Raw genomic sequence first — 25,752 nt, 5'->3', positions numbered from 1 at the left:
GGAACGCAAGATGACCGGTTTGGATCTCTCCACCATTCTGCCAGAGCTGTGGCTTGCGATCTATGCGCTGGCGGCCCTGCTGGCGGGAGCCTATCTGGGCAAGGACCGGATCGCGATGCCGATCCTCTGGGCCAGCGTCCTGGCGCTGCTGGTGGCGGGGGCCTATGTGGGCCTGTCGGAGCGCCCGCAGCAGATCGCGTTCTTCGGGATGTTCGTCGACGACGCCTTCGGGCGCTTCGCCAAGGTGACGATCCTGCTGTCCGGCGCCGCCGTCCTGGCGATGAGCGCCGACTATCTGGACCGCCACGGGCTGATGCGCTTCGAATATCCGATCCTGATCGTGCTGGCGACGATCGGCATGATGATGATGGTCTCGGCCGGCGACCTGCTGTCGCTCTACATGGGGTTGGAGCTGCAGTCGCTGGCGCTCTATGTCGTGGCCGCGATGCGGCGCGAGAGCGTCAAGTCGTCCGAGGCCGGCCTGAAGTATTTCGTGCTGGGCGCGCTGAGTTCGGGCCTGCTGCTCTATGGCGCCTCGCTGGTCTACGGCTTTGCCGGAACGACGCAGTTCTCGGGCATCATGCAGGCGGTGCAGGCGGGCAGCCTGCCCCTGGGCCTTCTGTTCGGTCTGGTCTTCCTGCTGGTCGGTCTGGCCTTCAAGGTCTCGGCGGTGCCCTTCCACATGTGGACGCCCGACGTTTACGAGGGCTCGCCCTCGCCGGTGACGGCCTTCCTGGCCACCGCGCCCAAGGTGGCGGCCATGGCGCTGATCGCGCGGCTGATGTTCGACGCCTTCGGCAACGTCCCCGCCGACTGGACGCAGATCATCGCGGCGCTGGCGGTGATGTCGATGTTCCTCGGCTCGATCGCGGGCATCGGGCAGCGCAACATCAAGCGCCTGATGGCCTATTCCTCGATCGCGCATATGGGCTTCGCCCTGGTGGGTCTGGCGGCGGGCACGGCCTATGGCGTGCAGGCGATGCTGATCTACATGGCGATCTATGCGGTGATGAACGTGGGCACCTTCGCCTTCATCCTGTCGCTGGAACGCGAGGGACGCCCGATCACCGATCTGGAGAGCCTGAACCGCTTCGCCCAGGCCGAGCCGCTGAAAAGCTTTGCCGTGCTGTTCCTGATGTTCAGCCTGGCGGGCGTGCCGCCCTTCCTGGGCTTCTTCGCCAAATACGGCGTGCTGACGGCGGCGGTCGATGCCGGCATGTCCTGGCTGGCCATCGCGGGCGTCATCGCCTCGGTCATCGGCGCGTTCTACTACCTGCGCATCGTCTATTACATGTTCTTCGGCGGCGAGAGCGAGGGCGTGACCAGCCGGATGGGTGCGGTCCAATATGCGGCGCTGCTGGTCTCGGCCGGGGCGCTGCTTCTGGGCGCGGTCACGATGCTGGGCGTGGACGAGGCGGCGGCCACCGCCGCACTGTCGCTGGTCGAGCCCCTGGTGGTCGTCGACCCGGCCGTGGTCGTTGTCGAGTAATCCCGCGTCCTGGCCTGAGGGTGTCGCGCGGCATGTCCTGGACCGCGTGGACAGCACGAATGCCCATGGGCTGCGGCTGGCCCCGTCGCTGAGCGGCCCCGCCTGGATCATGGCGCGGCGGCAGGAGGCCGGTCGCGGCCGTCGCGGCCGGGCCTGGACCGACCCGCCGGGCAATTTCGCAGCCACCTTGGTGATGCGCCCCGAGGGCGGGCCGGGCGACGCCGTCCGCCTGTCCTTCGTCGCGGCGCTGGCGGTGCATGACGCGCTGCGCGCCCTTTGCGGCCCGGGGCTGGCCCTGTCGCTGAAATGGCCCAACGACGTGCTGCTGAACGGCGGCAAACTGTCGGGGATCCTGCTGGAAAGCAGCGGCGCGGGCGGGCAGGTCGCGGTGCTGGCCGTGGGCATCGGCATCAACCTGGTCGCGGCGCCCGAGCCCGAGCAGCTGGAACCCTGCGCCCTGCGCCCGGTCAGCCTGGCCGGAGAGACGGGTCTGCAGATCGCGCCCGAGGATCTGCTGGACGCGCTGGCCGCCAGCTTCGATCATTGGCAGCGGCAGATGCGGACCCAGGGCTTCGAGCCGATCCGCGCCGCCTGGATGGCCCGGGCCGCACGCTTGGGCGAGACGATCACCGCCCGCATGGGCACGACGGAGACGACCGGCCGCTTCGACGGCATCGACCCCACCGGCGCGCTGGTCCTGACGACGCCGCGCGGCCGGCAGGCGATCTCGGCCGCCGACATTCATTTCGGCGGATAGACCCATGCTTCTGTGCATCGACACCGGCAACACCAACACCGTCTTCTCGGTCTGGGACGGGACGCAGTTCCTGGCGCATTGGCGCATCCGCACCGATCACCGGCGCACGGCCGACGAATACTATGTCTGGCTGTCCACCCTGATCGCGGTGAAGAAGTTCGAGCTGCAGATCGACGCCTGCATCATCAGCGCCACCGCGCCGCGCGTGGTCTTCAACCTGCGCGTGCTGTGCAACCGCTATTTCGACACGCGGCCGCTGGTGGTGGGCAAGCCCGACTGCCTGCTGCCGGTCGAGCCGCGCGTCGACATGGGCACCACGGTCGGCCCCGACCGGCTGGTGAACACCGTGGGCGCCTATGACCGCCACGGCCCCGACCTGATCGTGGTCGATTTCGGCACCGCCACCACCTTCGACGTGGTCGACGTGGACGGCGCCTATATCGGCGGCGCCATCGCGCCCGGCGTCAACCTGTCGCTGGAGGCGCTGCACATGGGCGCGGCCTCGCTGCCTCATGTCGATGTGACGATGCCGGGACGGGTGATCGGTACGAATACGGTTGCATGTATCCAGTCCGGCGTGTTCTGGGGATATGTCGGTCTGGTCGACGGTATCGTGGACAAGATCCGCGCCGAGCGCGACCGTCCGATGAAAGTCATAGCCACTGGCGGGCTCGCGCCACTCTTCGATCAGGGATTCGACCTGTTCGATGCCATAGAAGACGATCTGACGATGCACGGGCTTCGGCTCATTCACGATTACAACAAGGAGATGGGAAATGGCTGAACGCCTGATCTATCTGCCGCTCGGCGGAGCGGGCGAAATTGGCATGAATGCCTATGTCTACGGTTACGGTCAGCCCGGCAAGGAACGTCTGATCCTTGTCGACCTGGGGGTGACCTTCGGAGACATGGAAGGCAGCCCGGGCATCGACCTGATCATGCCCGACATCACCTGGCTGGAGCAGAACCGCCACCGGCTGGAGGCGATCTTCGTCACCCACGGGCACGAGGACCATATCGGCGCCATCGGCCATCTCTGGGGCCGGCTGGACGCGCCGATCTATGCCCGCCGCTTCACCGGCACGCTGGTGCGGCTGAAGATGGAGGAATACGGCCTGCCCGCCGAGGCGGTCAACATCGTGGCCCCCCGCCCCGAGGTCACGCAGGTGGGACCCTTCTCGGTGCAATACGTGCCGATCAGCCACTCGATCCCCGAAAGCTCGGCGCTGATCATCGACACGCCGGCGGGCCGCATCGTGCATACGGGCGATTTCAAGACCGACGTGACGCCGGTCCTGGGCGATGCCTTCGATCCGGTCGGGCTGTCCGAGATCGCGGCCGAGGGCGACGGGGTGAAGGTCCTGGCCTGCGACAGCACCAACATCTTCTCGACCCATCCGGGCCGGTCCGAAGCCGTGCTGGCCACGCCGATCCTGGAATGGGTGATGGCGCAGCCGAACATGGTGGTGGCGACGACCTTCGCCAGCAACGTGGCGCGGCTGAAGACGCTGGCCGATGCGGCCCGTGCCTCGGGGCGCAAGGTCTGCCTGCTGGGCCGCGCGATGCGGCGCATGGTCGGCGTGGCCTTCGATTCGGGCGTGCTGAAGGACTTTCCGGACACGATCGGCCCGGAGGAGGCGGCCAAGCTGCCCCGCAACAAGGTCCTGCTGCTGGTCACCGGCAGTCAGGGCGAGCGCCGCGCCGCCAGCGCGCAGCTGTCGCGCGGCCGCTATCTGGGCCTGTCGCTGAAAGAGGGCGACAGCTTCCTCTTCAGCTCCAAGACCATCCCGGGCAACGAGAAGTCGGTCGGCCGCATCATGAATGCGCTGAGCGAGGCGGGGGTCGAGGTCTATGACGCCGATGACGGGCTCTACCACGTGTCGGGCCATGCCAACCGCCCCGACATCGAGGCGGTGCACGACCTGCTCAAGCCGCGGATCGTGATCCCCATGCATGGCGAGCATCTGCATCTGCGCGAGCACATGCTGCTGGCCCGTGCCAAGGGGATGACTTCGGAGATCGTGACCAACGGCAAGATGCTGGACCTGACGGGCGACCGCCCCAAGGTCGTGGATCATGTCGAGACGGGGCGCCTCTATCTGGACGGCAACCAGCTGATCGGGTCGATGGACGGTGTCGTGCGGGACCGCATCCGGCTGGCGCTGAACGGCCATGCCATGGTCAGCGTGATCGTGGACGAGGACGACAAGGTCCTGCCCGATGCCTGGGTTGAGCTGATGGGCCTGCCCGACAAGACCCGCGCCGGCGGCGATCTGGCCCGCCATGTCGAATCCGAGCTGTCCGAGTTCCTCGAGCGGGCCGATGCCCGCACGGTGCGCGACGATGGCAAGATGGACGAGGCGATCCGCAAGATCACCCGCCAGGTCGCCATGGAAGAGATCGGCAAGAAGCCCGAGGTGACGGTCATCATCAGCCGCCTGATGGCCGACTGACCGCCCGCTTGCGTCCCGCGACCGCCGGGGGGCTTCGCGCCCCCCGGACCCCCCGCGGGATATTTGGGCCAAGATGAAGGCAAGGGCCTCCGGGCCCTGCCGCGAGGCCTCTCTTTCTTCTTCATGAAAATATCCTGCAGGGGGTCCGGGGGACGCAAAGTCCCCCGGCCGTCGCGGGACGCACATGGCCGCGCGCCGGGGCTTGAAACCGGCCCCGGCTTGCGGCACTTCGGCGGCATGAGCGACTCAAGCCCCCCCGTCTTCGATCCGAACCCGCCGCGCCGCAACTTCTATGGTCGCCGGCATGGCAAGACCCTGCGCCAGAGCCAGAAGGGCTATCTGTCCGAGGATCTGGGCGAGCTGCGCCCGCGCGGCATCACCCTCGAGGACAATCCCGACCGTCACCCCATCGACCCCAAGACGTTCTTCGGGGACGACCGCCCGCTCTGGCTGGAGGTGGGCTTCGGCGGCGGCGAGCACATGGTGCACATGGCCGCGACCTATCCCGACATCGGGATCATCGGCTGCGAGCCCTATATCAACGGCGTCGCCATGCTCCTGGGCAAGATCCGGGCGGCGGGGGTCGAGAATGTCAGCGTGCATCCGGGCGATGCGCGCGACCTGATGGACGTGCTACCCGACGCCTCGATCGCGCGGGCCTTCCTCATGTATCCCGATCCCTGGCCCAAGCTGCGCCATCATCGCCGCCGCTTCGTCACGCCCGAGCATCTGCAGCCCCTGGCGCGGGTGATGGCCCCGGGCGGCATCTTCCGGGTGGCCAGCGACATTCCCGACTACATCCGCCAGACCCGCGAGGAGGTCCCTCCGGCGGGGTTCGAGATGATCGGCGATACCGACCAGGCCTGGGACGACTGGACGCGCACCCGCTACGAGCAGAAGGCGCTGCGCGAGGGGCGGGCGCCCCATTACGTCACCTTCCGCCGGCTGTAGGGACACGGCCCGCCGGATCGGCGGGCCGTGCTCTCATTCCACGGTGACGGATTTGGCCAGGTTCCGGGGCTGGTCCACGTCGGTGCCTTTCGCCACGGCGGTGAAATAGGCCAGGTACTGCATCGGCACCGCGTAGAGGATCGGCTGGAACACCCCGCCGCCCGAGGGCAGGGCCAGGCTGGCCGTCACCCCTTCGCCCGCCGCCGCGATCCCGCCGGCATCCGAGATCAGCAGGACGCGGCCGTGACGGGCCATCACCTCCTGCATGTTCGAGATGGTCTTGTCGAACAGCGCGTCATGCGGGGCCAGCACGACCACAGGCACGTCGCCGTCGATCAGCGCGATGGGCCCGTGCTTCAGCTCGCCCGAGGCATAGCCCTCGGCATGGATGTAGCTGAGCTCCTTGAGCTTCAGCGCGCCCTCCAGCGCCACAGGGTACAGCGCGCCGCGCCCCAGATAGAGGACGTCGCGGGCCTGGGCCAGCCAGTCGGCCTGCACCCGGCAGTCATCCGACAGGGCCAGGGCCTGGGCCAGCAGCGCGGGGATGCTGCGCAGGTCGCGCAGATGGGCGGCCAGCCCCGCATCGTCGATCCGGCCCCGCGCATGCGCGGCTTTCAGCGCCAGCACGGCCAGCACGGCCAGCTGGCAGGTGAAGGCCTTGGACGAGGCCACGCTGACCTCCATCCCCGCCAGGGTCGGCAGGGCCAGATCGGCGTCGCGGGCGATGGCCGAGGTGCCCACGTTCACCAGGCCCACGGTCTGCGCGACCTTGCCGCGCGCGTAATGCAGGGCGGCCAGGGTATCGGCGGTCTCGCCGGACTGGCTGACGGCCACGAAGAGGCTGCGGTCCGACAGCGGCGGCTCGCGATAGCGGAACTCGGAGGCCACGTCGATGTCGCAGGGCAGGCCCGCCAGGCTCTCGAACCAGTATTTCGCGACATGGCCCGCCAGATGCGCCGTGCCGCAGCCGACCAGGGTGATGCGGTCGATGGCGGCCAGGTCCAGCCCGTCGGGCAGCACGATGCGGTCGTCCTTGACGTAGTGGGTCAGCACGTCGCCGATGACCACCGGCTGCTCGGCGATCTCCTTGGCCATGAAATGGCGATGGCCGGCGCGGTCGATCACGCTGGCGCCCACGTCGATGCGGGCGATGGGGCGGTGGGTCTGCTGACCTTGGGCATCCGAGACCTGCATGCCGGCGCGGGTCAGCACGGCGTGATCGCCGTCCTCCAGATAGGTGATGCGGTCGGTGAAGGGCGCCAGGGCCACGGCGTCCGAGCCCAGATACATCTCTCCAGTGCCGTGGCCGATGGCCAGCGGGCTGCCCCTGCGGGCGGCGATCAGCAGGTCGCCCTCGCCCTGGAACAGGAAGGCCAGCGCGAAGGCGCCGTGCAGCTGCGCCAGCGTCGCGCGGGCGGCCTCCAGCGGGGTCAGGCCCCGACCCAGGTGATGGGCGCACCACAGCGCGACGGTCTCGGTGTCGGTCTGCGATTCGGGCTGGATGCCCAGATCGGCCAGGCCGGCGCGCAGCTCGCGGAAGTTCTCGATGATGCCGTTATGGACGACGGCGACGGAGCCCGACTGGTGGGGATGGGCGTTGACCTCGGTCGCGGCGCCATGGGTGGCCCACCTTGTATGGCCGATGCCCGCATGGCCGGGCAGGGGGTCGTGGACCAGCCGGTCGCTGAGGTTGACCAGCTTGCCCACCGCGCGGCGGCGGTCCAGCCGGCCCGAGGCGTCGACGGTGGCCACGCCCGCACTGTCATAGCCGCGATATTCCAGGCGCCGCAGCGCGTCGACCAGCTGAGGCGAGACCTCGTGGCTGCCCAGGATTCCAATGATGCCGCACATCAGCGCGCCTCCCGTGCGGCGCGCAGCGCCGTCATCAGTCGGACCGCAAGGCCCGGTTTCGTGGCCTGCCGCGCGCGGCTGATCGCCAGCGCGCCGTCAGGAATGTCCTGGGTGATGACGCTGCCCGATCCGGTCATCGCATCGGCGCCGACCGTCACCGGGGCGACCAGCATCGTGTCGCTGCCGATGAAGGCGCGCGGCCCGATCACCGTGCGGTGCTTGGAGACGCCGTCATAGTTGCAGGTGATGGTGCCCGCGCCGATATTGCTGTGCTCGCCCACATGCGCGTCGCCCAGATAGGTCAGGTGGCCGACCTTGACGCCCTCGTCCAGGACCGCGTTCTTGATCTCGACGAAGTTGCCGACATGCACGTCGCCGCCCAGTTCGGCGCCGGGACGCAGGCGGGCGAAGGGGCCGACGGTGGCGCCGGCGCTGACATGGCAGCCTTCCAGATGGCAGAAGGGCAGGATCTCGGCCCCCGATTCGATGGTGACGCCGGGGCCGAAGACCACGTTGGGGCCAATGATCGCGTCGCGCCCGATCACCGTGTCCAGCGCGAAGAAGGTGCTGGCCGGATCGGTCAGAGTGACGCCGTCCTCCATCGCGCGGGCGCGGGCGCGGGCCTGGAAGGCGGCCTCGGCCGCGGCCAGTTCGGCGCGGGTGTTGATGCCAAGCGTCTCGTCCTCGTCGCAGATGACGACATCGGCGCGGTGGCCTTCGGCGCGGGCCAGGGCGGGCAGGTCGGTCAGGTAGTATTCGCCCGAGGCGTTGTCATTGGTCAGCCGCACCAGCAGGCGCCGCAACAGGCCCGCATCCAGCGCCATGACGCCCGAATTGCACAGCGCGATGTCGCGGGTGGCGGCGTCGGCGTCCTTGTATTCCACGATCCGGTCCAGCCCCAGCGCGGTGACGATCAGGCGGCCGTAGCGGCCCGGATCCTCGGCCTCGAAGCCCAGCACCACCAGGTCGGAGGGATGGCTGGCCAAGGCCGCCAGCGTCTCGGGGCTGATGAAGGGGGTGTCGCCGTAAAGGACGATGACGCGCCCCTCGAACCCCTCCAGCGCGGGCAGGGCCTGGCGGACGGCATGGCCGGTGCCCAGCTGCTCGGGCTGCAGCACGGTCGCCGCCTCGGGGTCGAGGCGGGCGATGGCCTTGGCGACGGCGGGGGCCCCGTGGCCGGTGACCACGACGATCTGTTCGGGATCGAGGCTGTGGGCGGCGGCAAGCGCATGGCCCACCAGCGGCACGCCCCCCAGCCGGTGCAGCACCTTGGGCAGGTCCGATTGCATCCGGCTGCCCTGGCCTGCCGCCAGAATCACAACCGCCATCGCATTTTCCGACATGCCGACCCCATCGCCTGTTTGCTTTTCGTCCCCGGCGTTCTAATCGGGGCGGGACGCGCTGGCTAGGGTCGGCGCATCACCTTTGTTTTCCGATCGTTTCCGAAGGGGATGGCGCATGGCGGGCACGGTGGTCTTCGATCTGGACGGAACGCTGGCCGATACCTCGGGCGATCTGGTCGCCGCCGCCAATGCCTGCTTCCGGGCGCGGGGCCTGGGCGACCTGCTGGATCCGGCGGGCGACGCGCTGACGGCCTTCCACGGCGGGCGGGCGATGCTGCGGGCGGGATACGGGCGGATGGGCCCCGACCACCTGCTGCCGCCGGGCGCCGAGGACGAAGATTTCAACCTGCTGCTGAGCCATTACGGCGCGTCCATCGCGGTGCATACGAAACTGTATCCCGGCGTCATGGAGACGCTGGACCGGCTGGCCGGGGACGGGCACATCCTGTCCATCTGCACCAACAAGCCCGAGGCGCTGGCCCATCAGCTGCTGGGGGCCCTGGGCATCGCCGACCGCTTCGCCGCGATGATCGGGGCGGACACGCTGCCGGTGAAGAAGCCCGATCCGCGCCATTACCGCGCCGCGGTCGAGCAGGCGGGGGGCGAGGTCGCGCGGTCCTTCCTGGTGGGCGATACCGAGACCGACCGCAAGACGGCCGCGGCCGCCGGGGTGCGCTGCGTATTGGTGGGGTTCGGGCCGGAGGGCGAGGCGATCACCCGGCTGGCGCCGGACGCGCTGCTGGCGCATTTCGACGCATTGCCCGATCTGGCGCGGGACTGGCTGGGGTAGGAAGAAGGGGGGCGCTGCCCCCCATCGCCATAGGCGATTCCCCCCGGGATATTTTCATGAAGAAGAAGCCTATTCGGCGTCGTCGGCGGGGCTGGCGTTGAGCTGGCCGTAGTTCTGGGGGCCGATCGTCTCGAAGAGGTGCAACTGCGTCTCGAGGAAGTCGATATGGCCTTCCTCGTCCTGGATCAGCTCCTCGAACAGCATCTTGCTGGGATAATCGCGGACCTGGTCGCAATGGTCGCGCGCCTCGATATAGAGGCTGCGGGCCTCGTGTTCGGCGGCGAGATCGCTTTCCAGCGTCTCCTTGAGGGTCTGGCCGATGCGCAGCGGGTCCAGCTTCTGCAGGTTCGGATGGCCCTCGAGGAAGATGATCCGCTGGATCAGTCGGTCGGCGTGGTTCATCTCCTCGATGGATTCCTCGCGCGACTTCTTGGCGATCTTGCCGAAGCCCCAGTCCTCCTGCAGGCGGTAGTGCAGCCAGTACTGGCTGACCGCGGTCAGTTCAGACCGCAGCGCGGCGTTGAGATAGTCGATGACCTTGGCGTCGCCCTTCATCGGGGAGCTCCTTCTTGCTGTCTGCGCGCGTCCTCAGGATCGGCGGTGCGACGCCCAGCTTATCGCAGGCGCGCATGGTGTCCAGAAAGAGCGGCATGCAGCCGCCGCAATCGGCGCGTTTCCCCAAGGCGTGATAGATCTTGCCGGGCGTGATGATGGTCTGCGCGTCCGCGGTCCGCATCCAGTCGATGGCGGCGCGGATGTCGTGGTCCGAGATCTGGGTGCAATGGCAGACGATCATGGCGGGCTCCCTGTCGCGGTGAAACTGACGGATTTGCTCGGGCTTGTAAAGTCCGAGCGTTTCGCTTGGGCATCACGGCCGCTTGACCCCGGCGCGGGCGCGCCGCACAAGCCGGGGCCATGAAGCTGTCCGATTTCGATTTCGACCTGCCCGCCCATCTGATCGCCACGCGGCCCGCCCGGCCGCGCAGTTCCGCGCGGCTGCTGCGCGCCGAGGGCGGGCGGATCGAGGACCGGCATGTGGGCGATCTGCCCCGGATCCTGCGCCCGGGCGATCTGCTGGTGCTGAACGACACCAAGGTGATCCCCGCGCGCCTGTCGGGCACCCGCACGCGCCAGTCGGCGCAGGGCGAGGTCACCGCGCGGATCGAGATCACCCTGCTGGAGCCTGCCGCCGAGGGCTGGCAGGCACTGGCCAAGCCCCTGCGCAAGCTGCGTGCGGGCGAGGTGATCCGCTTTGGTGATGCCCTGTCGGCCGAGGTGGCCGAGATCGGCGAGGGCGGGCTGCGGCTGGTCTTTGACGCTGTGGGCGAGGCCTTCGACGCGGCGCTGAACCAGGTGGGGGCGATGCCCCTGCCGCCCTATATCGCCGCGCTGCGGGCGCCGGACGATCAGGACCGGCTGGATTACCAGACGGTCTGGGCCGCGCGGCGGGGGGCGGTCGCCGCGCCCACCGCCAGCCTGCATTTCGACGCGCCCCTGCTGGCAGCCCTGCGGGCTCGGGGGGTCGAGTTCGTGCATGTCACGCTGCATGTCGGCGCGGGCACCTTCCTGCCGGTCAAGGTCGAGGACGTGACGACGCATCGCATGCATGCCGAATGGGGCGAGGTGGATGCCGCCGCCGCCGCCGCCATCACCCGCGCGAAATCCGAGGGGCGGCGGGTGATCCCGGTGGGCACCACCGCGCTGCGGCTGATCGAATCGGCGGCGACCGGGCCGGGGCGGGTCGCGGCCTTCCGGGGGACCACCGACATCTTCATCTATCCCGGCCATCACTTCCGCGTCACGGACGGTCTGATGACGAACTTCCACCTGCCGAAATCGACGTTGATGATGCTGGTCTCGGCACTGATGGGGCCGGAAAAGATCAAGGAAATCTATGGACATGCGGTCCGGGACGGGTATCGTTTCTTCAGCTATGGCGATGGGTCGCTGCTGATCCCCTGAGGTCGCATTCCGGCTGGCATCGGCCGGTCGGCCCGACTAGGGCAGGGGGCTGACCCCTCCCCACCCCTGACGAGACGAGACCCGCGATGATTTCGGTGTTGCGCACCACTTGGCCGCTGCTTCTGGGCATCCTTCTGCTGATGGTCGGCAACGGCATGCAGGGCACGCTTCTGGGCATCCGGGGCGGGATCGAGGGCATCCCGACACTGCAGATGTCCATCGTCATGTCGGGATATTACGGCGGCTTCCTGCTGGGCAGCCTGACCGTGCCGGACCTGATCAAGAACGTGGGCCATGTGCGGGTCTTCGCGGCCTTGGGCTCGCTGGTCTCGGCGGCGCTGGTGCTGTTCGCGGTCGAGCCGCACTGGATCAGCTGGACGGCGCTGCGCTTTCTGATCGGGTTCTGCTTCTGCGGGGTCTATGTCACGGCGGAGAGCTGGCTGAACGCGGGATCGACGAACGAGAACCGGGGCCAGTCGCTGTCGGCCTATATGATCGTGCAGCTGCTGGGGATCGTGGTGGCGCAGGCGCTGCTGAACGTGGGCGATCCGGGGGGATACCTGCTGTTCATCATCCCCTCGGTGCTGGTGTCGCTGGCCTTCACGCCGATCCTGCTGTCGGCCCAGCCCGCCCCGCAGTTCGAGACGATCAAGCGGATGTCCTTCGGCGATCTCTACCGCGCCAGCCCCCTGGGCTGCGTGGGCATCTTCCTGATGGGCGGGGTGTTCTCGGCGCTGGCGGGCATGTCCTCGGTCTGGGGCGCGCAGGTGGGGCTGTCGGTGGCGCAGATCAGCCTCTTCGTGGCCGCGATCTATGCAGGCGGGCTGGTGCTGCAATATCCGATCGGCTGGATCTCGGACCGCTACGACCGCCGCAAGCTGGTGCTGATCCTGTCGGCCATCGGCGGGCTGGCCGCGCTGATCGTGATCGCGGCGCAGCCGGGCACGGTGGGGCTGATCGTCACGGGCGCGGTGATGGGGGGCGTGGCCAACCCGATCTATGCGCTGCTTCTGGCCTATACCAACGACTATCTGGAGCAGACGGACATGGCCTCGGCCTCGGCGGGGCTGCTGTTCATCTATGGGATCGGCAGCATGGGCGGGCCGATCATCACCGGCTGGCTGATGGGGGCGATCGGGCCGGACGGCTACTGGGTCTACATGGGCGTGCTGCTGGCGCTGCTGACGGCCTATGCGGGCTGGCGCGCGACGCAGCGCCGGGCGCTGACCCCCGACCAGCAGGGCAGCTTTGCCGTCATCACCCCGAACGCCACCCCCCTGGCGGTCGAGGCGGTGCTGGACGAGGCGCAGTCCGACAACCCGCCCAGCCAGCAGGCCGCCGCTCCCGGCTGAGGGGGCCGCGCGCCCGGCTTGCCGGTGTGGCGCGAATGGTTTAACGCTGAACTATATTGCATTTCAGCGGGGGACCCGATGGCCCAGAATTTCGACATGGTGGTGATCGGCGCCGGACCGGGCGGCTATGTCGCCGCGATCCGGGGCGCGCAGCTGGGCCTGAAGGTCGCATGCATCGAGCGCGAGCATCTGGGCGGCATCTGCCTGAACTGGGGCTGCATCCCCACCAAGGCCATGCTGCGCAGCGCGGAGGTCTATCACCTGATGCACCGCGCCAAGGAATTCGGCCTCAAGGCCGACGGCATCGGCTATGACCTGGACGCGGTGGTCAAGCGCTCGCGCGGGGTGGCCAAGCAGCTGTCGGGCGGCATCGGGCACCTGTTCAAGAAGAACAAGGTCACGACGATCATGGGCGCGGCCAAGCTGGCCGGCAAGGGCCGCGTGACGGTCACCACCGACAAGGGCACCGAGGAGATCACCGCCAAGGCGATCGTGCTGGCCACCGGCGCCCGCGCCCGCGAGCTGCCCGGGCTGGAGCCCGACGGCAAGCTGGTCTGGAACTACAAGCATGCGCTGGTGCCGCCGCACATGCCCAAGAAGCTGCTGGTCATCGGATCGGGCGCCATCGGGATCGAGTTCGCCAGCTTCTTCAACACTCTGGGGGCCGACACGACGGTGGTCGAGGTCATGGACCGCGTGCTGCCCGTCGAGGATGCCGAGATCGCGGCCTTCGCCAAGAAACAGTTCGTCAAGCAGGGCATGACGATCCTGGAGAAGGCGTCGGTCAAGAAGCTGGACCGCAAGGGCGACACCGTCACCGCCCATATCGAGAGCGGCGGCAAGACCGAGACGCGCGATTTCGACACCGTCATCTCGGCCGTGGGGATCGTGGGCAACACCGAAGGGCTGGGCCTGGAAGAGGCCGGGATCAAGGTCGACCGCGCCCATGTCGTGACCGACAGCTATTGCCGCACCGGCGTCGAGGGGGTCTATGCCATCGGCGATCTGGCCGGTGCCCCCTGGCTGGCGCACAAGGCCAGCCACGAGGGCGTCATGGTGGCCGAGCTGATCGCGGGCGGGCATCCCCATGCGGTCGATCCGGGATCCATCGCGGGCTGCACCTACTGCCATCCGCAAATCGCCAGCGTCGGTCTGACCGAGGCCAAGGCGAAGGAGATGGGGCTGGAGATCAAGGTCGGCCGCTTCCCCTTCATGGGCAATGGCAAGGCCATTGCCTTGGGCGAGCCCGAGGGCATGATCAAGACCATCTTCGACGCCAAGACCGGCGAGCTGCTGGGCGCGCATATGGTCGGGGCGGAAGTGACCGAGCTGATCCAGGGCTATGTCATCGGCCGCAAGCTGGAGACGACCGAGGCCGACCTGATGGAGACGGTCTTCCCGCATCCGACCCTGTCCGAGATGATGCACGAATCCGTGCTGGACGCCTATGGCCGCGCGATCCACTTCTGATCGCGCTCGATGACGGAGGGTGGCGGGGGGCCTTGCGCCCCCCGTCGCGTTCCGCGACTCCCCCCGCAGGATATGTGCGGACCGCCGCAGGAGCGGGGGGTCAGGGAAGGGGGGTCAGGGTGGTGACGCCCGCCGAGGCCGCCCGCGCCAGGTCGGGATCCAGCGACATGCCCACATATTCGCCCCGCCGCCAGAGGCCCGCCAGGTCGTCGTAATGGCGCGAGAGCGGGTGGCCGGATTGTCCCGTCGAGGTGATGAAGACCGAGCTGTCGGGATCGGCCAGGTCCATCACCGTGCGGAACCCCGCCCCCGTCTCTGCCTGGAAGGGCAGGGCGCCGGCGCCGTAGAGGCTGCTGCGGGCGACCGTGAACTCTCCGCCCGAGAGGGACTGGGTGATGTTCATGATCCAGCCGAGCGCGGGCAGGCCCCCCAGGCCCGGGTGGTGATGGCGGGCCTGGTGCGCGTCGCCCCATCGCCAGCTGGCCACGTCGGGCCCGTAGCGTGCCGTCAGGTCCAGGATCGCGCGGTCCAGCGCCTGGCGCGCGATGGTGGCGCAATCCTCGGTCGCGGCGCTTTGCACGACGTTGCACCAGCGCGCGGCGCCGCCCCGGTTGCGGAAGACCGCGTCGATGAAGGTGGGCTGCAGGCGGGCGATGTCGTCGGCCAGCGGTCCCAGCTCGTCGCGGATCAGCCGGTCCTGCAGGGCGGCCATCCAGGCGGCGTGGATCAGCGGCTCGGGCAGGTGCTCGTTCATGGCGCCGTCCCATTCGGCCAGCAGGGTCAGCGCGTCCTGGCGCTGGCGTTCGGGCGTGCCGGGGGCGGCGGGATCGCCGGTGAACCACAGGTTGGCGCCCACCAGCGGCAGCAGCGCCCGGGCCGCCGGGCTGACGATGTCCAGCTGCGCCGCGATGAAGCTGTCGCGGGAATGCACCTCGCGGTCGGCCAGGAGGCGGGTGAGGCGGCCGCGGCGCAGGTCGTCCGGGGCGGGCTCCTCGGTCGAGAGCGACAGGCCATCCGCGGCGCGATGCGCCTCGGAGGCCAGCGCGCGGGCCCGGGGCCAGGCGGTGGAGGCCAGCCAGCCCGGCGCGGGCAGGGCGCCCCCGGTCGGATGGTCTGCCGCGCGTTCGGGGGCGGCGCCGGCGGCCAGGCGGGTGACGCGGCCGCCCTCGGCCAGGGTCACGTTCAGCGCGGGCGCCACGACGCCGGCCAGCGCGCGCCCGGCCTGGTCCGTCCCTTGGGCGCGCATCAGGCCCATCAGCGCGGTCATGGTGGTGTCCTGGCGCGAGAGCCCCGTCCAGCGCAGGGCCGCGACATGGCCGATGGGCGTCACGTCGCGCAGGCCCGGGTCCAGCCCCGGCACGACCGGGCCGTTCAGCGTGTCGCGCAGCGTGATGGTGCGGGGCGGGGCGTCCAGCACGCGGATCACCTCGGTCCGGGTCTGGAAGGGCGTCCAGCCCTGCGGGCCGCGATAGCGGTCGGGATTGCCGGGCTGCACCTCTTCGATGGCGATGTCGGCATCGTCCAGATCCAGCGGCGTGATCCCCCAGGACAGGCGTGGGTTGCGCCCCGACAGGACCAGGGGCAGGCCGGGCACCGTCGCCCCGATCACGCCGCCGCCCTGCAGCTGCAACCGCGCCAGATAGAAGAGCGAGGGCACCGTCAGCCCGACATGCAGGTCGTTGGCCAAGAGGGGGCCATCGGCGGCGGTGCGCTGCGGCTCGGCCGCGAAGGCATTGCCGCCGAAGCCCGCGCCGGGCAGCAGGAAGCTGAAGGGATCGCGCGGCGCATCCGCGTCGCGGCGGCGTTCGGGCGTGCCGAGCCGGGCGCCGGGAAAGAGCGAGGCATAGGCGGGCAGGTCGGCGGCCACGCCCGCGCGCGACAGGATCTGCGGGCCGCCCTCGGGCCAAGCCAGCGACAGGCGGGCGCGCAGGATCTCGTCGGCGGCGGCATGGCTGCCGGCGGCGGCCAGCAGCTTCAGGATCGCCAGCGAATCCGCCGGCTGCCAGAAGGTGATCACGTCGGGCACCAGGAAGAATTCCGGCGCGCCGCGACCCATCGCACCCTCGTTGACGATGCCGATCCAGCGGTTCACCCCGGCCGCATAGGCCGACAGCGCCGCCCGGGTGGGGGCGTCCTGCACCTCGAGCGAGGCCTGCGCGTGGCGATAAAGCCCCATCCGGCGGATCAGGTCGTCGGCGGGCAGCGCGCGGGGGCCCTGGATCTCGGCCAGGCGGCCTTGGGCCGCGCGGCGCAGCATCGTCATCTGGAACAGGCGGTCCTGGGCATGGGCCAGGCCCAAGGCGAAGAACACGTCCTCGTCGGTGGCGCCGAAGATATGGGGCACGTTCTCGGTCGAGCGTACGATCTCGACCGGGGCCGAGATGCCCTCGACCGCGTGGCTGGCGGTGTAGTCGGGCAACGAGCGGATGGCGAAATACCAGATCAGCACCGCCGCCAGGACCATCAGGACGATCAGGCCGACGGTCAGCCGCAGAAGCCAGCGAAACAGGATCAGCATGGGGGGCGGGGTCCTTGCGGCGAAAGGCGGTGCGGTGGGACGGCGATGGGGCGGGTTGACCCGGCGGCGCTTGGGTGGTGGTGTGCTGCATAGGACAGGCGCGCGGCCATTTCAACGCGCCCGCGCGGTCCGCGGCACCCGACGGAGGACAGCATGGCCAAAACGGCATTTCTGGGACTGGGCGTGATGGGGTTTCCGATGGCCGGGCATCTGGCCGGGGCGGGGCATCAGGTCACGGTCTACAACCGCAGCCCCGCCAAGGCCGAGGCCTGGACCGCCCAGCATGGCGGCGCCTCGGCGCCCGTGCCGCGCGCCGCCGCCGAGGGGGCCGAGATGGTGCTGGCCTGCGTGGGCAATGACGACGACCTGCGCCAGGTCTGCCTCGGGCCCGACGGGGCCTTCGCGGGGATGCGGGCCGGGGCGGTCTTCGTCGACCACACCACCGTGTCGGCCGAGGTCACGCGCGAGCTGGCCGAGGTCGCGCAGGCGGCGGGCATCGCCTATGTCGACGCGCCCGTCTCGGGCGGCGAGGCGGGGGCCCGGAACGGCCAGCTGTCCATCATGTGCGGCGGCGCCGAGGCCGATGTGGCGCGCGCCGCGGCGGTGATCGGGGCCTATGCCAAGATCTGCCGCCGCATGGGGCCGGTCGGCGCGGGACAGATGACCAAGATGTGCAACCAGATCGCGATTGCGGGGTTGGTTCAGGCGCTGTCGGAATCGCTGGCATTCGCGCAGAAGGCGGGGCTGGACGTCGCGGATGTCGTCGAGGTGATCAGCCAGGGGGCGGCCAGCAGTTGGCAGATGGTCAACCGCCACGCCACGATGGCGTCGGGGTCGTTCGATCACGGCTTTGCCGTGGACTGGATGCGCAAGGATCTGGCGATCTGCCTGGCGGCGGGGGACGAGCTGGGCGCGGCCCTGCCGGTGACGGCGCTGGTGGATCAGTTCTACAAGGACATCCAGGTGATGGGCGGGGGACGGTGGGACACCTCGTCCCTGATCGCCCGTCTGGTGCGCTGACGTACATGCGGGACGGGTTGCAGGAGGGCGGAAATTTCGTCCTTTTGAGCCCGCCCGGGGTCCAAGCGATTCGCGCGGCGGGTCAGGGGCCATTGGGAAAGGACTGAACGCCATGGCTGAACGCATCTTTCGCGGACAGATGGAATTCGACATCGTCGGCGTCAACGAACACGAGGCGGTGGGCGAGATGGAGGTCACCGAGGCCATCCTCAACGGCTTTGGCACGATCCAGGCGGGCGCGCTGGTCTGGTTCGCGGATGTCGTCGCAATGAGTCTGGTCCTGGGAGACGAGCAGCCGCAGGAGGGGCGGGACAATTTTCCCGTGGCCGTCACCCTGAACGCGCAACTGCTGGGCAGCTGCCGCGACGGTCATCTGGTGGCCCGGGCGCGCTGGATGATGCAGGAGGGCGATGTCCTGGCGGTGCGCACGAAGGTGCGCGATGCCGAGGGGCGGGTGCTTCTGGATCTGACCTCGACGCTGGTCGGGGCGCATTGACGGGACTTGTGCCGTGACGGCAGGGGGGCTGCCCGCCCCCCTCTTGGCCTGCGGCCAATTCACCCCCCGGGGATATTTCCGCCAAGATGAAGGGCCAGGCGTTTCTCGGCCGCGTCGATCGCGTAGAGGCGCAGGGCGGTGGCCAGGCCCACCCCGGGCGGACGGGCATGATCGATCCGGCCGATCAGGGCGGCGCGGGTCAGATCAAGGGCTGCGGCCTCGCGCGCCAGCGCCTTCCAGAACGGATCCTCGAGCGAGACGGACGTGCGGTGGCCGTCGATGCTGACCGAGCGCTTGACCGGCGCGGTCATGGGGGGAAGGTCAATCATCGCCGGGGGCGGGGTCGTCCTGGCGATGCGCGTCCAGCCTGAGGGCGGCGCGGGTCGCCTCGGCCGTGCGGGCGTCGCGCAGATGGGCGGGTTCGCCGAAGCGGGCGGCGTTGGTGTCGCCCTCGGCGCGCTTGTCGCTGCGGGCGCGCTGCTTGCGGGCTTGGCGCAGGTTGATGATCCGGGTCATGGGCGGTCCCTTGGGGTGGCGTTCATTCTGCCGCGCGGGGCCGGGGGCTGGCAAGAGGGGGCCGCGCGACGACCGTTCCGACGCTGAAGACGGCGCGGCTGGCGCTGCGGGCGATGCGGTTCGCGGACTGGCCGGGCTATGCCGCGCTGATGGGGTCCGGGCGGGCAGGCTACATGGGCGGGCCGTTCGGGGTGCCGGCCGCCTGGGGCATGTTCTGCGCGGATCACGCGCAATGGGAGTTCTGCGGCTCGGGCGCGCTGATGATCGAGGATCGCGCGACGGGGGCCTGCCTGGGGCAGGTCGGGATCAATCGCGGGCCACTGTTTCCCGAGCCGGAGCTGGGCTGGATGGTCTGGCCCGATGCCGAGGGGCGGGGGATTGCCCATGAGGCGGCGGTGGCGCTGCGGGACTGGGCGCGGGACGTGGCGCGGCTGGACAGCCTGGTCAGCTATGTCGATCCGGCGAACGCCCGGTCCTGCGCGCTGGCGCGGCGATTGGGGGCATGGCGCGACGACCGGGCGGCGCGGCCCGATCCGGACGACCTGGTCTTTCGGCATTTCGGATGAGGCTGCGGCGCGCCGGGGTGGCCGGCGCGCCGCGCGGCGTCAGCCCTTGGGGCTGATCATGTCCTCGGGGCGGACGACGCGGTCGAAGGTCTCGCCATCGACGAAGCCCAAGGCGATGGCCTCTTCGCGCAGGGTCGTGCCGTTCTTGTGGGCGGTCTTGGCGACCTTGGTGGCGTTGTCATAGCCGATGGTGGGGGCCAGCGCCGTCACCAGCATCAGCGATTCGCGCATCAGCTGGTCGATGCGCTTGACGTTGGCCTGCGTGCCCACGACCATGTTGTCGGTGAAGCTGGAGGCCGCGTCGCCCAGAAGCTGCATGGATTGCAGCACGTTGTAGGACATCATCGGGTTGTAGACGTTCAGTTCGAAATGGCCCTGGCTTCCGGCAAAGCCCACCGCGGCGTCGTTGCCCATGACATGGGCGCAGACCATGGTCAGCGCCTCGGCCTGGGTGGGGTTCACCTTGCCGGGCATGATCGAGCTGCCGGGCTCGTTTTCGGGCAGGATCAGCTCGCCCAGACCCGAGCGGGGGCCGGAGCCCAGGAGGCGCATGTCGTTGGCGATCTTGAAGAGCGATCCGGCCACGGTCTTCAGCGCGCCCGAGAACATGACCATCGCGTCATGGGCGGCCAGCGCCTCGAACTTGTTGGGCGCGGTGACGAAGGGCAGGTCGGTGATCCTGGCGATCTCGGCCGCGATGGCCGTGTCCCAGCCCACCTTCGTGTTCAGGCCGGTGCCGACGGCGGTGCCGCCCTGGGCCAGTTCGTAGATGTCGGGCAGGCAGGCCTTCACCCGCTCAATCCCCTTGCGGACCTGATGGGCATAGCCGCCGAACTCCTGCCCCAGGGTCAGGGGCGTCGCGTCCTGCGTATGGGTGCGGCCGATCTTGATGATGTCCTTGAACTCGGCCGATTTGGCCTCGAGCGCCGCGGCCAGCTTGTCCAGACCGGGCAGCAGCACGTCGCGGGCCAGCATGGCGATGCCCACATGCATGGCGGTGGGGAAGGTGTCGTTGGACGACTGGCCCATGTTGCAATGGTCGTTGGGGTGAACGGGCTTCTTGCTGCCCATCTCGCCGCCCATGATCTCGATCGCGCGGTTCGAGATCACCTCGTTGGCGTTCATGTTCGACTGCGTGCCGGATCCGGTCTGCCAGACGACCAGCGGGAAGTTGTCGTCGAAGCGGCCCTCGAACACCTCGGTCGCGGCCTGTTCCATCGCATCGGCCAGATCGGCGGGCAGATCGCCCGTGGCGCGGTTCACGCGGGCGGCGGCCAGCTTGATGGCGCCCAACGCGCGGATGATCGGGACCGGCTGGCGTTCCCATCCGATGGGAAAGTTGATGATCGAGCGCTGCGTCTGCGCGCCCCAGTACTTGGAGGCGTCAACCTCCAGCGGGCCGAAGCTGTCGGTTTCGGTGCGGGTCATGGTCATCCGGGTCGCTCCCTCACGGTTTCGTGGGGGTTGTAGCGGGCGGGGCGGGGATAGGCAATTCGCATGCCATGGCATGCTGGCACAAACAGGCCCCCTCAGCCGTCCAGCGCCTGCATGGCGGCACGCAGGCTGGGGGTCAGCGCGTCGGGCAGGGGCAGGATCGGGCGGGGCGGCTGCGCGTCTGTCAGCTCCATCAGCCTGGCGCAGGCATGCACGACCCGCAGGCTGCCATGGGCCTGGAACAGGTCCCACATGGGGCGGAACCGCGCCTGCACGCGGTCGGTCTGTGCCCGGTCGCCCGAGCCCGCCGCGCAGGACAGGGTCAGCGTGTGGTCGGGCCACAGCCCCGCGGCGACGCTGAACCAGCCATCCGCGCGGTTGAGCAGCGCATCGGGGCAGCCCCAGTCCCCGCTGTAGCCGATGATGAACCCCTGGGGCAGGTCGGCCCGCAGGGCGGCGATCTGGCCCGCGATGTCGCCGTCGGCGGGCAGGGGCATCTTGACCGCCGTCACCGAGGGCAGCGCGGCCAGACGCGCCAGCAGCGCGGGCGGGAAGGTGAAATGCGTGGTCGAGGGGTTGTTGTAGATGCAGATGGGCAGGTCCGAGGCATCGGCCACGGTCTGGAAATGCGCGAAGACCTCGTCCTCGGTCAGCGGCGTGTAGGATATGGGGGCCAGCAGCAGGCCCGCCGCCCCCGCATCCGCCGCGTGCCGCGCCAGCGCGGCCGAGATGTCGCTGCGCAGCGCGCCCACGCCCGCGATGACCGGCACCTTGCGCCCGGCCGCGTCCAGCGCGGTTTCCAGCACCTCGCGCCGCTGGCCGGGGTCCAGATAGGCATAGCCGCCGGTCGAGCCCAGAACGCCGATGCCGTCCACCCCCGCGCGCGCCAGCCGCAGGATCAGGCGGCGCAGGTCGGGCACCAGCAGCCTGCCCTCGGCATCGGTGGGGGTGATGGGAAAGGCCGACAGCCCGCGCATCGCCTTCGGCCTACTTGCGCCAGCGGTCCAGGCGCACGACCTCTCCGCCGCCCGAGGGGGGCTTGTCGTCGCCGTCATCCTCGACATCCAGCTGGAATTCGGCGTCGGCCTCGGCATCCTCGTCGTCGTCCTCGTCGCCATCCTGCGTCTCGAAGCGCAGGCCGAACTCGACCGAGGGGTCCACGAAGGTGCGCAGCGCGTCGAAGGGGATCTTGAGCGGCTCGGGCTGGTTGCCGAAGTTCAGGGTGATGGTGAAGTGGTCGGGCTGGATGGTCAGGTTGTCGAACCAGTGCTGGATGACGATGGTCATCTCCTCGGGATAGCGGTCGCGCAGCCATGCGGCCATCTCGACGCCGTCGTCGCGGGTGTCGAAGGTGATGAAGAAATGATGTTCGCCCGGCAGACCCTCGGTGGCGATCTTGCGCAGCACCTCGGCGATCAGCCCCTGCATCGCGCGACGCATCATCCCGCCGTAATCCAGTCCCTGCCGCGCCATGCCATGCCCTTTCCTGTCCCGAACCCAAGCATAGGGATATGACCGGCGATGAAAAGGGGGGCAGGCAGGGTTTCGAGGCGGGGGGATTAGGTGCAGGATTCTGTTGCCAGGCTCCTGCGGGCCCCGCCTTACGCTGCTAGGCGCAAGGGCTTAGGTTTCGATCTCTCGAACTGCTTACGCAGCCAGAGCGACCGGAGCACGGTTGTCGTTGGCAACTGTACAATTTGCACCGATATCGGTGGTAGCTCACCGAGACAAAGCATAACCCCTTTAGACGTTCGTCGATCCTGTTTCGACCCCATTGTCCCCCAACGAGGGTGATCTGGTGGAGTCGCCGGGTACCGCCCCCGGGTCCGATCCGCTTATTACGAGCGCGTTTATGTCCATAGTCCGGATTGCTCCGGACAGGACCGATATAGGACATTCCCGGGCCTGCCGCAAGATGGCGGGCGCGGGGCGACGCAGCGGTCATTGCCATGCGTGGGGAACGGAACCGTCGGGCCGCAGCGGGTGTTGGCCCGGCGAATGTCTGACACCAAGGAAATCACCATGACCCTTCGCATCCTGACCGCCGCCGCCCTGATCCTGTCGCCCGCCGCCGCCCTGGCGCAGGTGACCCCCGGAGACATGCCCCCGGCCGGCGCCATGCCCCTGTCCGAGATCATCGCCAAGGTCGAGACCGACCTGGGCGCCGATCTGGGCTATATCGACGACATCCAATGGGACGACGACGGCTATTACGAGGTCGAATACCACACCGCCGACGACCGCGAGGTCGAGATGCGCATCGACCCGACCACGGGCGAGACCATCGCGCGCTGAGGCCGGGCACAGCATCGCGACGATTTGGGGCGGCCTTCGGGCTGCCCCTTTTTCGTGGCCGCGCCTGCCCTGCGGCACGCAAAAGGGGGAGCGTCTCCGCTCCCCCGATCGTCGTTCCTGACCCGAAGGCCGTCAGCTTTCGTCGGCGACCTGGCGGCGGGCCTCGCCGGTCAGTTCCGCCATCTTCGCGCGGATGGTCGCGGCGTCGGCATGGCCCGCCAGATCGGCCTCGACCTTGCGGAAGACGTCCTCTTCGCCGGGCTCGTCGAAATCGGCGCTGACGACGGTCATCGCATAGCTGCGCGCCTCGTCGCCGGTCTTGCCCAGCAGGCCGGCCGCCCATTCGCCCAGCAGGCGGTTGCGGCGCGCCTCGGCCTTGAAGCGCAGGTCGGCATCATGGGCGAACTTGCTTTCATAGGCGCGTTCGCGATCGTTGAAGGTGGACATGGATCACTCCTGACTGTCTTGTGTCCCAGATATGCCCCTCGGGGGCAGCTGTCGCAAGCCTCGTATTGCCCCCGGGTGGCATTCTGCGCTAAGCCGCATCTTCAGGGACATGCGAAAGGACGGTGGGCCCATGGCACCGCGGCGCAAGAAGGTTTACGAAGGCAAGGCGAAGATCCTGTACGAAGGGACCGAGCCGGGCACGCTGATCCAGTATTTCAAGGACGACGCCACCGCCTTCAACGCGCAGAAACGCGCCACGATCGAAGGCAAGGGCGTGCTGAACAACCGCCTGTCCGAGTTCTTCATGAACGGGCTGACGAATATCGGCGTCCCCAACCACTTCATCCGACGCATCAACATGCGCGAGCAGCTGATCCGCCAGGTCGAGATCATCCCGCTGGAGGTGATCGTGCGCAACTTCGCCGCAGGCTCGCTGTCCAAGCGGCTGGGGCTGGAGGAGGGCACGCTGCTGCCCCGTCCCATCGTCGAGTACAGCTACAAGAACGACGAGCTGGGCGACCCGATGGTGTCCGAGGAATACGTGATCGCCTTCGGTTGGGCGACGCAGCAGGATCTGGACGACATCATCAGCCTGGCGCTGCGCGTGAACGACTTCCTGTCGGGGGTCTTCTACGGCGCGGGGATCAAGCTGATCGACTTCAAGATCGAGATCGGCCGGGTCTGGGACAACGACTTCATGCGCCTGATCGTGGCCGACGAGATCAGCCCCGACAGCTGCCGGCTGTGGGACGTCAAGACCGGCCAGAAGCTGGACAAGGACGTCTTCCGCCGCGACTTGGGCAACCTGACCGACGCCTATACAGAGGTCGCGCGCCGTCTGGGCCTGATGCCCGCCAACACCACCAGCCTCAAGCCGACCGCGATCAACTGAACAGAAGGACTGCCGCCATGAAGGCACGTGTCACCATCATGCTGAAGGACGGCGTCCTCGACCCCCAGGGCGAGGCGATCCGCCATGCCCTGGGGGGCCTGGGCCACAAGGACGTCTCGGGCGTGCGCCAGGGCAAGCTGATCGAGCTGGACCTGACCGCCACCGATGCGGACGCGGCCCGCGCCGAGGTCGAGGCGATGTGCAAGGGCCTGCTGGCCAACACCGTGATCGAGAAATATTCGATCGAGATTGCGTAAGCTTTCACCTGACGCCGCGGCAACCTGCGCTTATCGCCGGGTTGCCCCACTGAACCCGTTGCAAAGCGGGGCCATTTCACGCCCAATGCGCGGATGACGAACCAGATCCCTTCCCCCGACGCCGCCGCCCCGGTCATCACGATTTCGGGGCTGCACAAGTCATATGGCCAGCTGGATGTGCTGAAGGGCGTGTCCATGACGGCGCCGCGCGGCCATGTGATCAGCCTGATCGGATCCTCGGGCTCGGGCAAGTCGACGCTGCTGCGTTGCTGCAACCTTCTGGAAAACAGCCAGGACGGCGAGATCCTGTTCGAGGGCGAGCCGGTGCGCTGGAAGGGCCGGGGCCAGGCCCGCGTGCCCGCCGACCGCGCGCAGGTCACGCGGTTTCGCACCAACCTGGCGATGGTCTTCCAGCAGTTCAACCTGTGGGCCCACATGACGATCCTGCAGAACGTGATGGAGGCCCCGGTGACCGTGCTGGGTGAGGATCGTGCGGTGGTCGAGGCCCGCGCCCGCGACCTGCTGGCCAAGGTCGGCATCGGCGACAAGGCGGACGCCTGGCCCGCGATGCTGTCGGGCGGCCAGCAGCAGCGCGCCGCCATCGCGCGGGCGCTGTGCATGGAACCCAAGGCGCTTCTGTTCGACGAACCCACCAGCGCGCTGGACCCCGAACTGCAGCAGGAGGTCGTGCGCGTCATCAAGGATCTGGCGGGCGAAAGCCGCACGATGATCCTCGTCACCCATGACATGCGGCTGGCCGCCGATGTCAGCGACCACGTCGTCTTCCTGCATCAGGGCGTGGTCTGCGAAGAAGGCCCGCCGGACCGGCTGTTCGGGAACCCGCAGACCGACCGTCTGCGCCAGTTCCTGTCCGCCTCGATGGCCCAATAAAA

At 68.8% G+C, this 25,752-nt stretch carries 27 protein-coding genes and 1 other RNA gene; 16 read left to right on the top strand and 12 right to left on the bottom strand.

Annotated features, from left to right (window positions below; genetic code table 11):
* Window positions 1-10 precede the first annotated feature (10 nt).
* From nuoN to trmB, 5 genes are all read left to right on the top strand, one after another.
* Window positions 11-1,489: an NADH-quinone oxidoreductase subunit NuoN gene (nuoN, locus tag E4191_RS11975; protein WP_135313612.1), complete on the top strand. Its 1,479-nt coding sequence runs from the start codon at window positions 11-13 to the stop codon at window positions 1,487-1,489.
* Window positions 1,479-2,246 carry a biotin--[acetyl-CoA-carboxylase] ligase gene (locus E4191_RS11970; protein ID WP_228461282.1) on the top strand — a complete coding sequence of 256 codons (768 nt, stop codon included), beginning with the start codon at window positions 1,479-1,481 and terminating at the stop codon, window positions 2,244-2,246. The genes nuoN and E4191_RS11970 overlap by 11 nt, the downstream gene beginning before the upstream one ends.
* Window positions 2,247-2,250: 4 nt before the next feature.
* Entirely contained in the window at window positions 2,251-3,030 is a 780-nt protein-coding gene (locus E4191_RS11965) for a type III pantothenate kinase (protein ID WP_135313610.1), read from the top strand.
* Window positions 3,023-4,699 carry a ribonuclease J gene (locus E4191_RS11960; protein WP_135313609.1) on the top strand — a complete coding sequence of 559 codons (1,677 nt, stop codon included), beginning with the start codon at window positions 3,023-3,025 and terminating at the stop codon, window positions 4,697-4,699. Before E4191_RS11965 ends, E4191_RS11960 begins: the two co-directional genes overlap by 8 nt.
* A gap of 237 nt (window positions 4,700-4,936) precedes the next feature.
* Window positions 4,937-5,650: a tRNA (guanine(46)-N(7))-methyltransferase TrmB gene (trmB, locus tag E4191_RS11955; protein WP_135313608.1), complete on the top strand. Its 714-nt coding sequence runs from the start codon at window positions 4,937-4,939 to the stop codon at window positions 5,648-5,650.
* A gap of 33 nt (window positions 5,651-5,683) precedes the next feature.
* On the opposite strand, the gene glmS is transcribed toward trmB, so the two are convergent.
* Together glmS and glmU are read right to left on the bottom strand one after the other, a co-directional pair.
* A complete protein-coding gene (gene glmS / locus E4191_RS11950) occupies window positions 5,684-7,501 on the bottom strand; it encodes a glutamine--fructose-6-phosphate transaminase (isomerizing) (protein ID WP_135313607.1) in 1,818 nt (605 codons plus the stop codon).
* Window positions 7,501-8,844, bottom strand: a complete 1,344-nt coding sequence (glmU, locus tag E4191_RS11945; protein ID WP_135313606.1) for a bifunctional UDP-N-acetylglucosamine diphosphorylase/glucosamine-1-phosphate N-acetyltransferase GlmU — start codon at window positions 8,842-8,844, stop codon at window positions 7,501-7,503. Before glmU ends, glmS begins: the two co-directional genes overlap by 1 nt.
* Window positions 8,845-8,959: 115 nt before the next feature.
* On the opposite strand from glmU, the gene E4191_RS11940 reads away from it, so the two are divergent.
* Complete coding sequence (locus E4191_RS11940) at window positions 8,960-9,634, top strand: HAD-IA family hydrolase (RefSeq protein ID WP_135313605.1); 675 nt, start codon at window positions 8,960-8,962, stop codon at window positions 9,632-9,634.
* 69 nt (window positions 9,635-9,703) lie between these two features.
* On the opposite strand, the gene bfr is transcribed toward E4191_RS11940, so the two are convergent.
* The gene (gene bfr, locus E4191_RS11935; RefSeq protein WP_135313604.1) at window positions 9,704-10,189 is read right to left on the bottom strand and encodes a bacterioferritin; all 486 of its coding nucleotides are present in this window, start codon (window positions 10,187-10,189) and stop codon (window positions 9,704-9,706) included.
* Entirely contained in the window at window positions 10,137-10,430 is a 294-nt protein-coding gene (locus E4191_RS11930; RefSeq protein WP_135313603.1) for a (2Fe-2S)-binding protein, read from the bottom strand. The genes bfr and E4191_RS11930 overlap by 53 nt, the downstream gene beginning before the upstream one ends.
* A 119-nt stretch (window positions 10,431-10,549) precedes the next feature.
* Here E4191_RS11930 and queA point away from each other — a divergent pair, with 119 nt between their 5' ends.
* The 3 genes from queA (at window position 10,550) to lpdA (ending at window position 14,418) form a co-directional block, all read left to right on the top strand.
* Complete coding sequence (gene queA, locus E4191_RS11925) at window positions 10,550-11,596, top strand: tRNA preQ1(34) S-adenosylmethionine ribosyltransferase-isomerase QueA (RefSeq protein WP_135313602.1); 1,047 nt, start codon at window positions 10,550-10,552, stop codon at window positions 11,594-11,596.
* An 86-nt stretch (window positions 11,597-11,682) separates the two neighbouring features.
* Complete coding sequence (locus tag E4191_RS11920; protein WP_135313601.1) at window positions 11,683-12,948, top strand: MFS transporter; 1,266 nt, start codon at window positions 11,683-11,685, stop codon at window positions 12,946-12,948.
* Between the two features lie 78 nt (window positions 12,949-13,026).
* Complete coding sequence (gene lpdA / locus E4191_RS11915) at window positions 13,027-14,418, top strand: dihydrolipoyl dehydrogenase (protein WP_135313600.1); 1,392 nt, start codon at window positions 13,027-13,029, stop codon at window positions 14,416-14,418.
* Between the two features lie 100 nt (window positions 14,419-14,518).
* On the opposite strand, the gene E4191_RS11910 is transcribed toward lpdA, so the two are convergent.
* Window positions 14,519-16,936: a penicillin acylase family protein gene (locus tag E4191_RS11910; RefSeq protein WP_135313599.1), complete on the bottom strand. Its 2,418-nt coding sequence runs from the start codon at window positions 16,934-16,936 to the stop codon at window positions 14,519-14,521.
* Between the two features lie 153 nt (window positions 16,937-17,089).
* On the opposite strand from E4191_RS11910, the gene E4191_RS11905 reads away from it, so the two are divergent.
* Window positions 17,090-17,956, top strand: a complete 867-nt coding sequence (locus E4191_RS11905) for an NAD(P)-dependent oxidoreductase (RefSeq protein ID WP_135313598.1) — start codon at window positions 17,090-17,092, stop codon at window positions 17,954-17,956.
* Between the two features lie 112 nt (window positions 17,957-18,068).
* Window positions 18,069-18,452 carry a PaaI family thioesterase gene (locus E4191_RS11900; RefSeq protein WP_135313597.1) on the top strand — a complete coding sequence of 128 codons (384 nt, stop codon included), beginning with the start codon at window positions 18,069-18,071 and terminating at the stop codon, window positions 18,450-18,452.
* 59 nt (window positions 18,453-18,511) lie between these two features.
* On the opposite strand, the gene E4191_RS11895 is transcribed toward E4191_RS11900, so the two are convergent.
* Together E4191_RS11895 and E4191_RS11890 are read right to left on the bottom strand one after the other, a co-directional pair.
* Window positions 18,512-18,763, bottom strand: coding sequence for a ribbon-helix-helix domain-containing protein (locus E4191_RS11895; protein WP_176562709.1), 252 nt, complete (start codon window positions 18,761-18,763; stop codon window positions 18,512-18,514).
* A gap of 10 nt (window positions 18,764-18,773) precedes the next feature.
* Complete coding sequence (locus E4191_RS11890; RefSeq protein ID WP_135313595.1) at window positions 18,774-18,968, bottom strand: DUF4169 family protein; 195 nt, start codon at window positions 18,966-18,968, stop codon at window positions 18,774-18,776.
* 47 nt (window positions 18,969-19,015) lie between these two features.
* Here E4191_RS11890 and E4191_RS11885 point away from each other — a divergent pair, with 47 nt between their 5' ends.
* A complete protein-coding gene (locus E4191_RS11885; protein ID WP_228461718.1) occupies window positions 19,016-19,534 on the top strand; it encodes a GNAT family N-acetyltransferase in 519 nt (172 codons plus the stop codon).
* A gap of 39 nt (window positions 19,535-19,573) precedes the next feature.
* Here the strand turns inward: E4191_RS11885 and fumC are convergent, their stop codons facing one another.
* From fumC to ssrA, 4 genes are all read right to left on the bottom strand, one after another.
* Entirely contained in the window at window positions 19,574-20,968 is a 1,395-nt protein-coding gene (gene fumC, locus E4191_RS11880; RefSeq protein WP_135313593.1) for a class II fumarate hydratase, read from the bottom strand.
* A gap of 95 nt (window positions 20,969-21,063) precedes the next feature.
* Window positions 21,064-21,945, bottom strand: coding sequence for a dihydrodipicolinate synthase family protein (locus tag E4191_RS11875; protein WP_135313592.1), 882 nt, complete (start codon window positions 21,943-21,945; stop codon window positions 21,064-21,066).
* 10 nt (window positions 21,946-21,955) lie between these two features.
* A complete protein-coding gene (locus E4191_RS11870) occupies window positions 21,956-22,441 on the bottom strand; it encodes an SspB family protein (RefSeq protein ID WP_135313591.1) in 486 nt (161 codons plus the stop codon).
* 89 nt (window positions 22,442-22,530) lie between these two features.
* Window positions 22,531-22,886, bottom strand: a transfer-messenger RNA (tmRNA) gene (gene ssrA, locus E4191_RS11865).
* Between the two features lie 104 nt (window positions 22,887-22,990).
* Between ssrA and E4191_RS11860 the strand changes: the two genes are divergently transcribed.
* The gene (locus tag E4191_RS11860; RefSeq protein ID WP_135313590.1) at window positions 22,991-23,263 is read left to right on the top strand and encodes a PepSY domain-containing protein; all 273 of its coding nucleotides are present in this window, start codon (window positions 22,991-22,993) and stop codon (window positions 23,261-23,263) included.
* 132 nt (window positions 23,264-23,395) lie between these two features.
* On the opposite strand, the gene E4191_RS11855 is transcribed toward E4191_RS11860, so the two are convergent.
* Entirely contained in the window at window positions 23,396-23,710 is a 315-nt protein-coding gene (locus E4191_RS11855; RefSeq protein ID WP_135313589.1) for a DUF1476 domain-containing protein, read from the bottom strand.
* Window positions 23,711-23,840: 130 nt separating this feature from the next.
* Between E4191_RS11855 and purC the strand changes: the two genes are divergently transcribed.
* From purC to E4191_RS11840, 3 genes are all read left to right on the top strand, one after another.
* Complete coding sequence (gene purC / locus E4191_RS11850; RefSeq protein ID WP_131575411.1) at window positions 23,841-24,602, top strand: phosphoribosylaminoimidazolesuccinocarboxamide synthase; 762 nt, start codon at window positions 23,841-23,843, stop codon at window positions 24,600-24,602.
* 17 nt (window positions 24,603-24,619) lie between these two features.
* Window positions 24,620-24,859 carry a phosphoribosylformylglycinamidine synthase subunit PurS gene (gene purS, locus E4191_RS11845; RefSeq protein WP_135313588.1) on the top strand — a complete coding sequence of 80 codons (240 nt, stop codon included), beginning with the start codon at window positions 24,620-24,622 and terminating at the stop codon, window positions 24,857-24,859.
* 93 nt (window positions 24,860-24,952) lie between these two features.
* Complete coding sequence (locus tag E4191_RS11840) at window positions 24,953-25,750, top strand: ABC transporter ATP-binding protein (RefSeq protein ID WP_135313587.1); 798 nt, start codon at window positions 24,953-24,955, stop codon at window positions 25,748-25,750.
* Window positions 25,751-25,752 lie beyond the last annotated feature (2 nt).

The organism is Paracoccus liaowanqingii, assembly GCF_004683865.2.
GTDB classification, from domain to species: Bacteria; Pseudomonadota; Alphaproteobacteria; order Rhodobacterales; family Rhodobacteraceae; genus Paracoccus; species Paracoccus liaowanqingii.
This window is presented reverse-complemented; position numbering and strand designations above follow the sequence as displayed.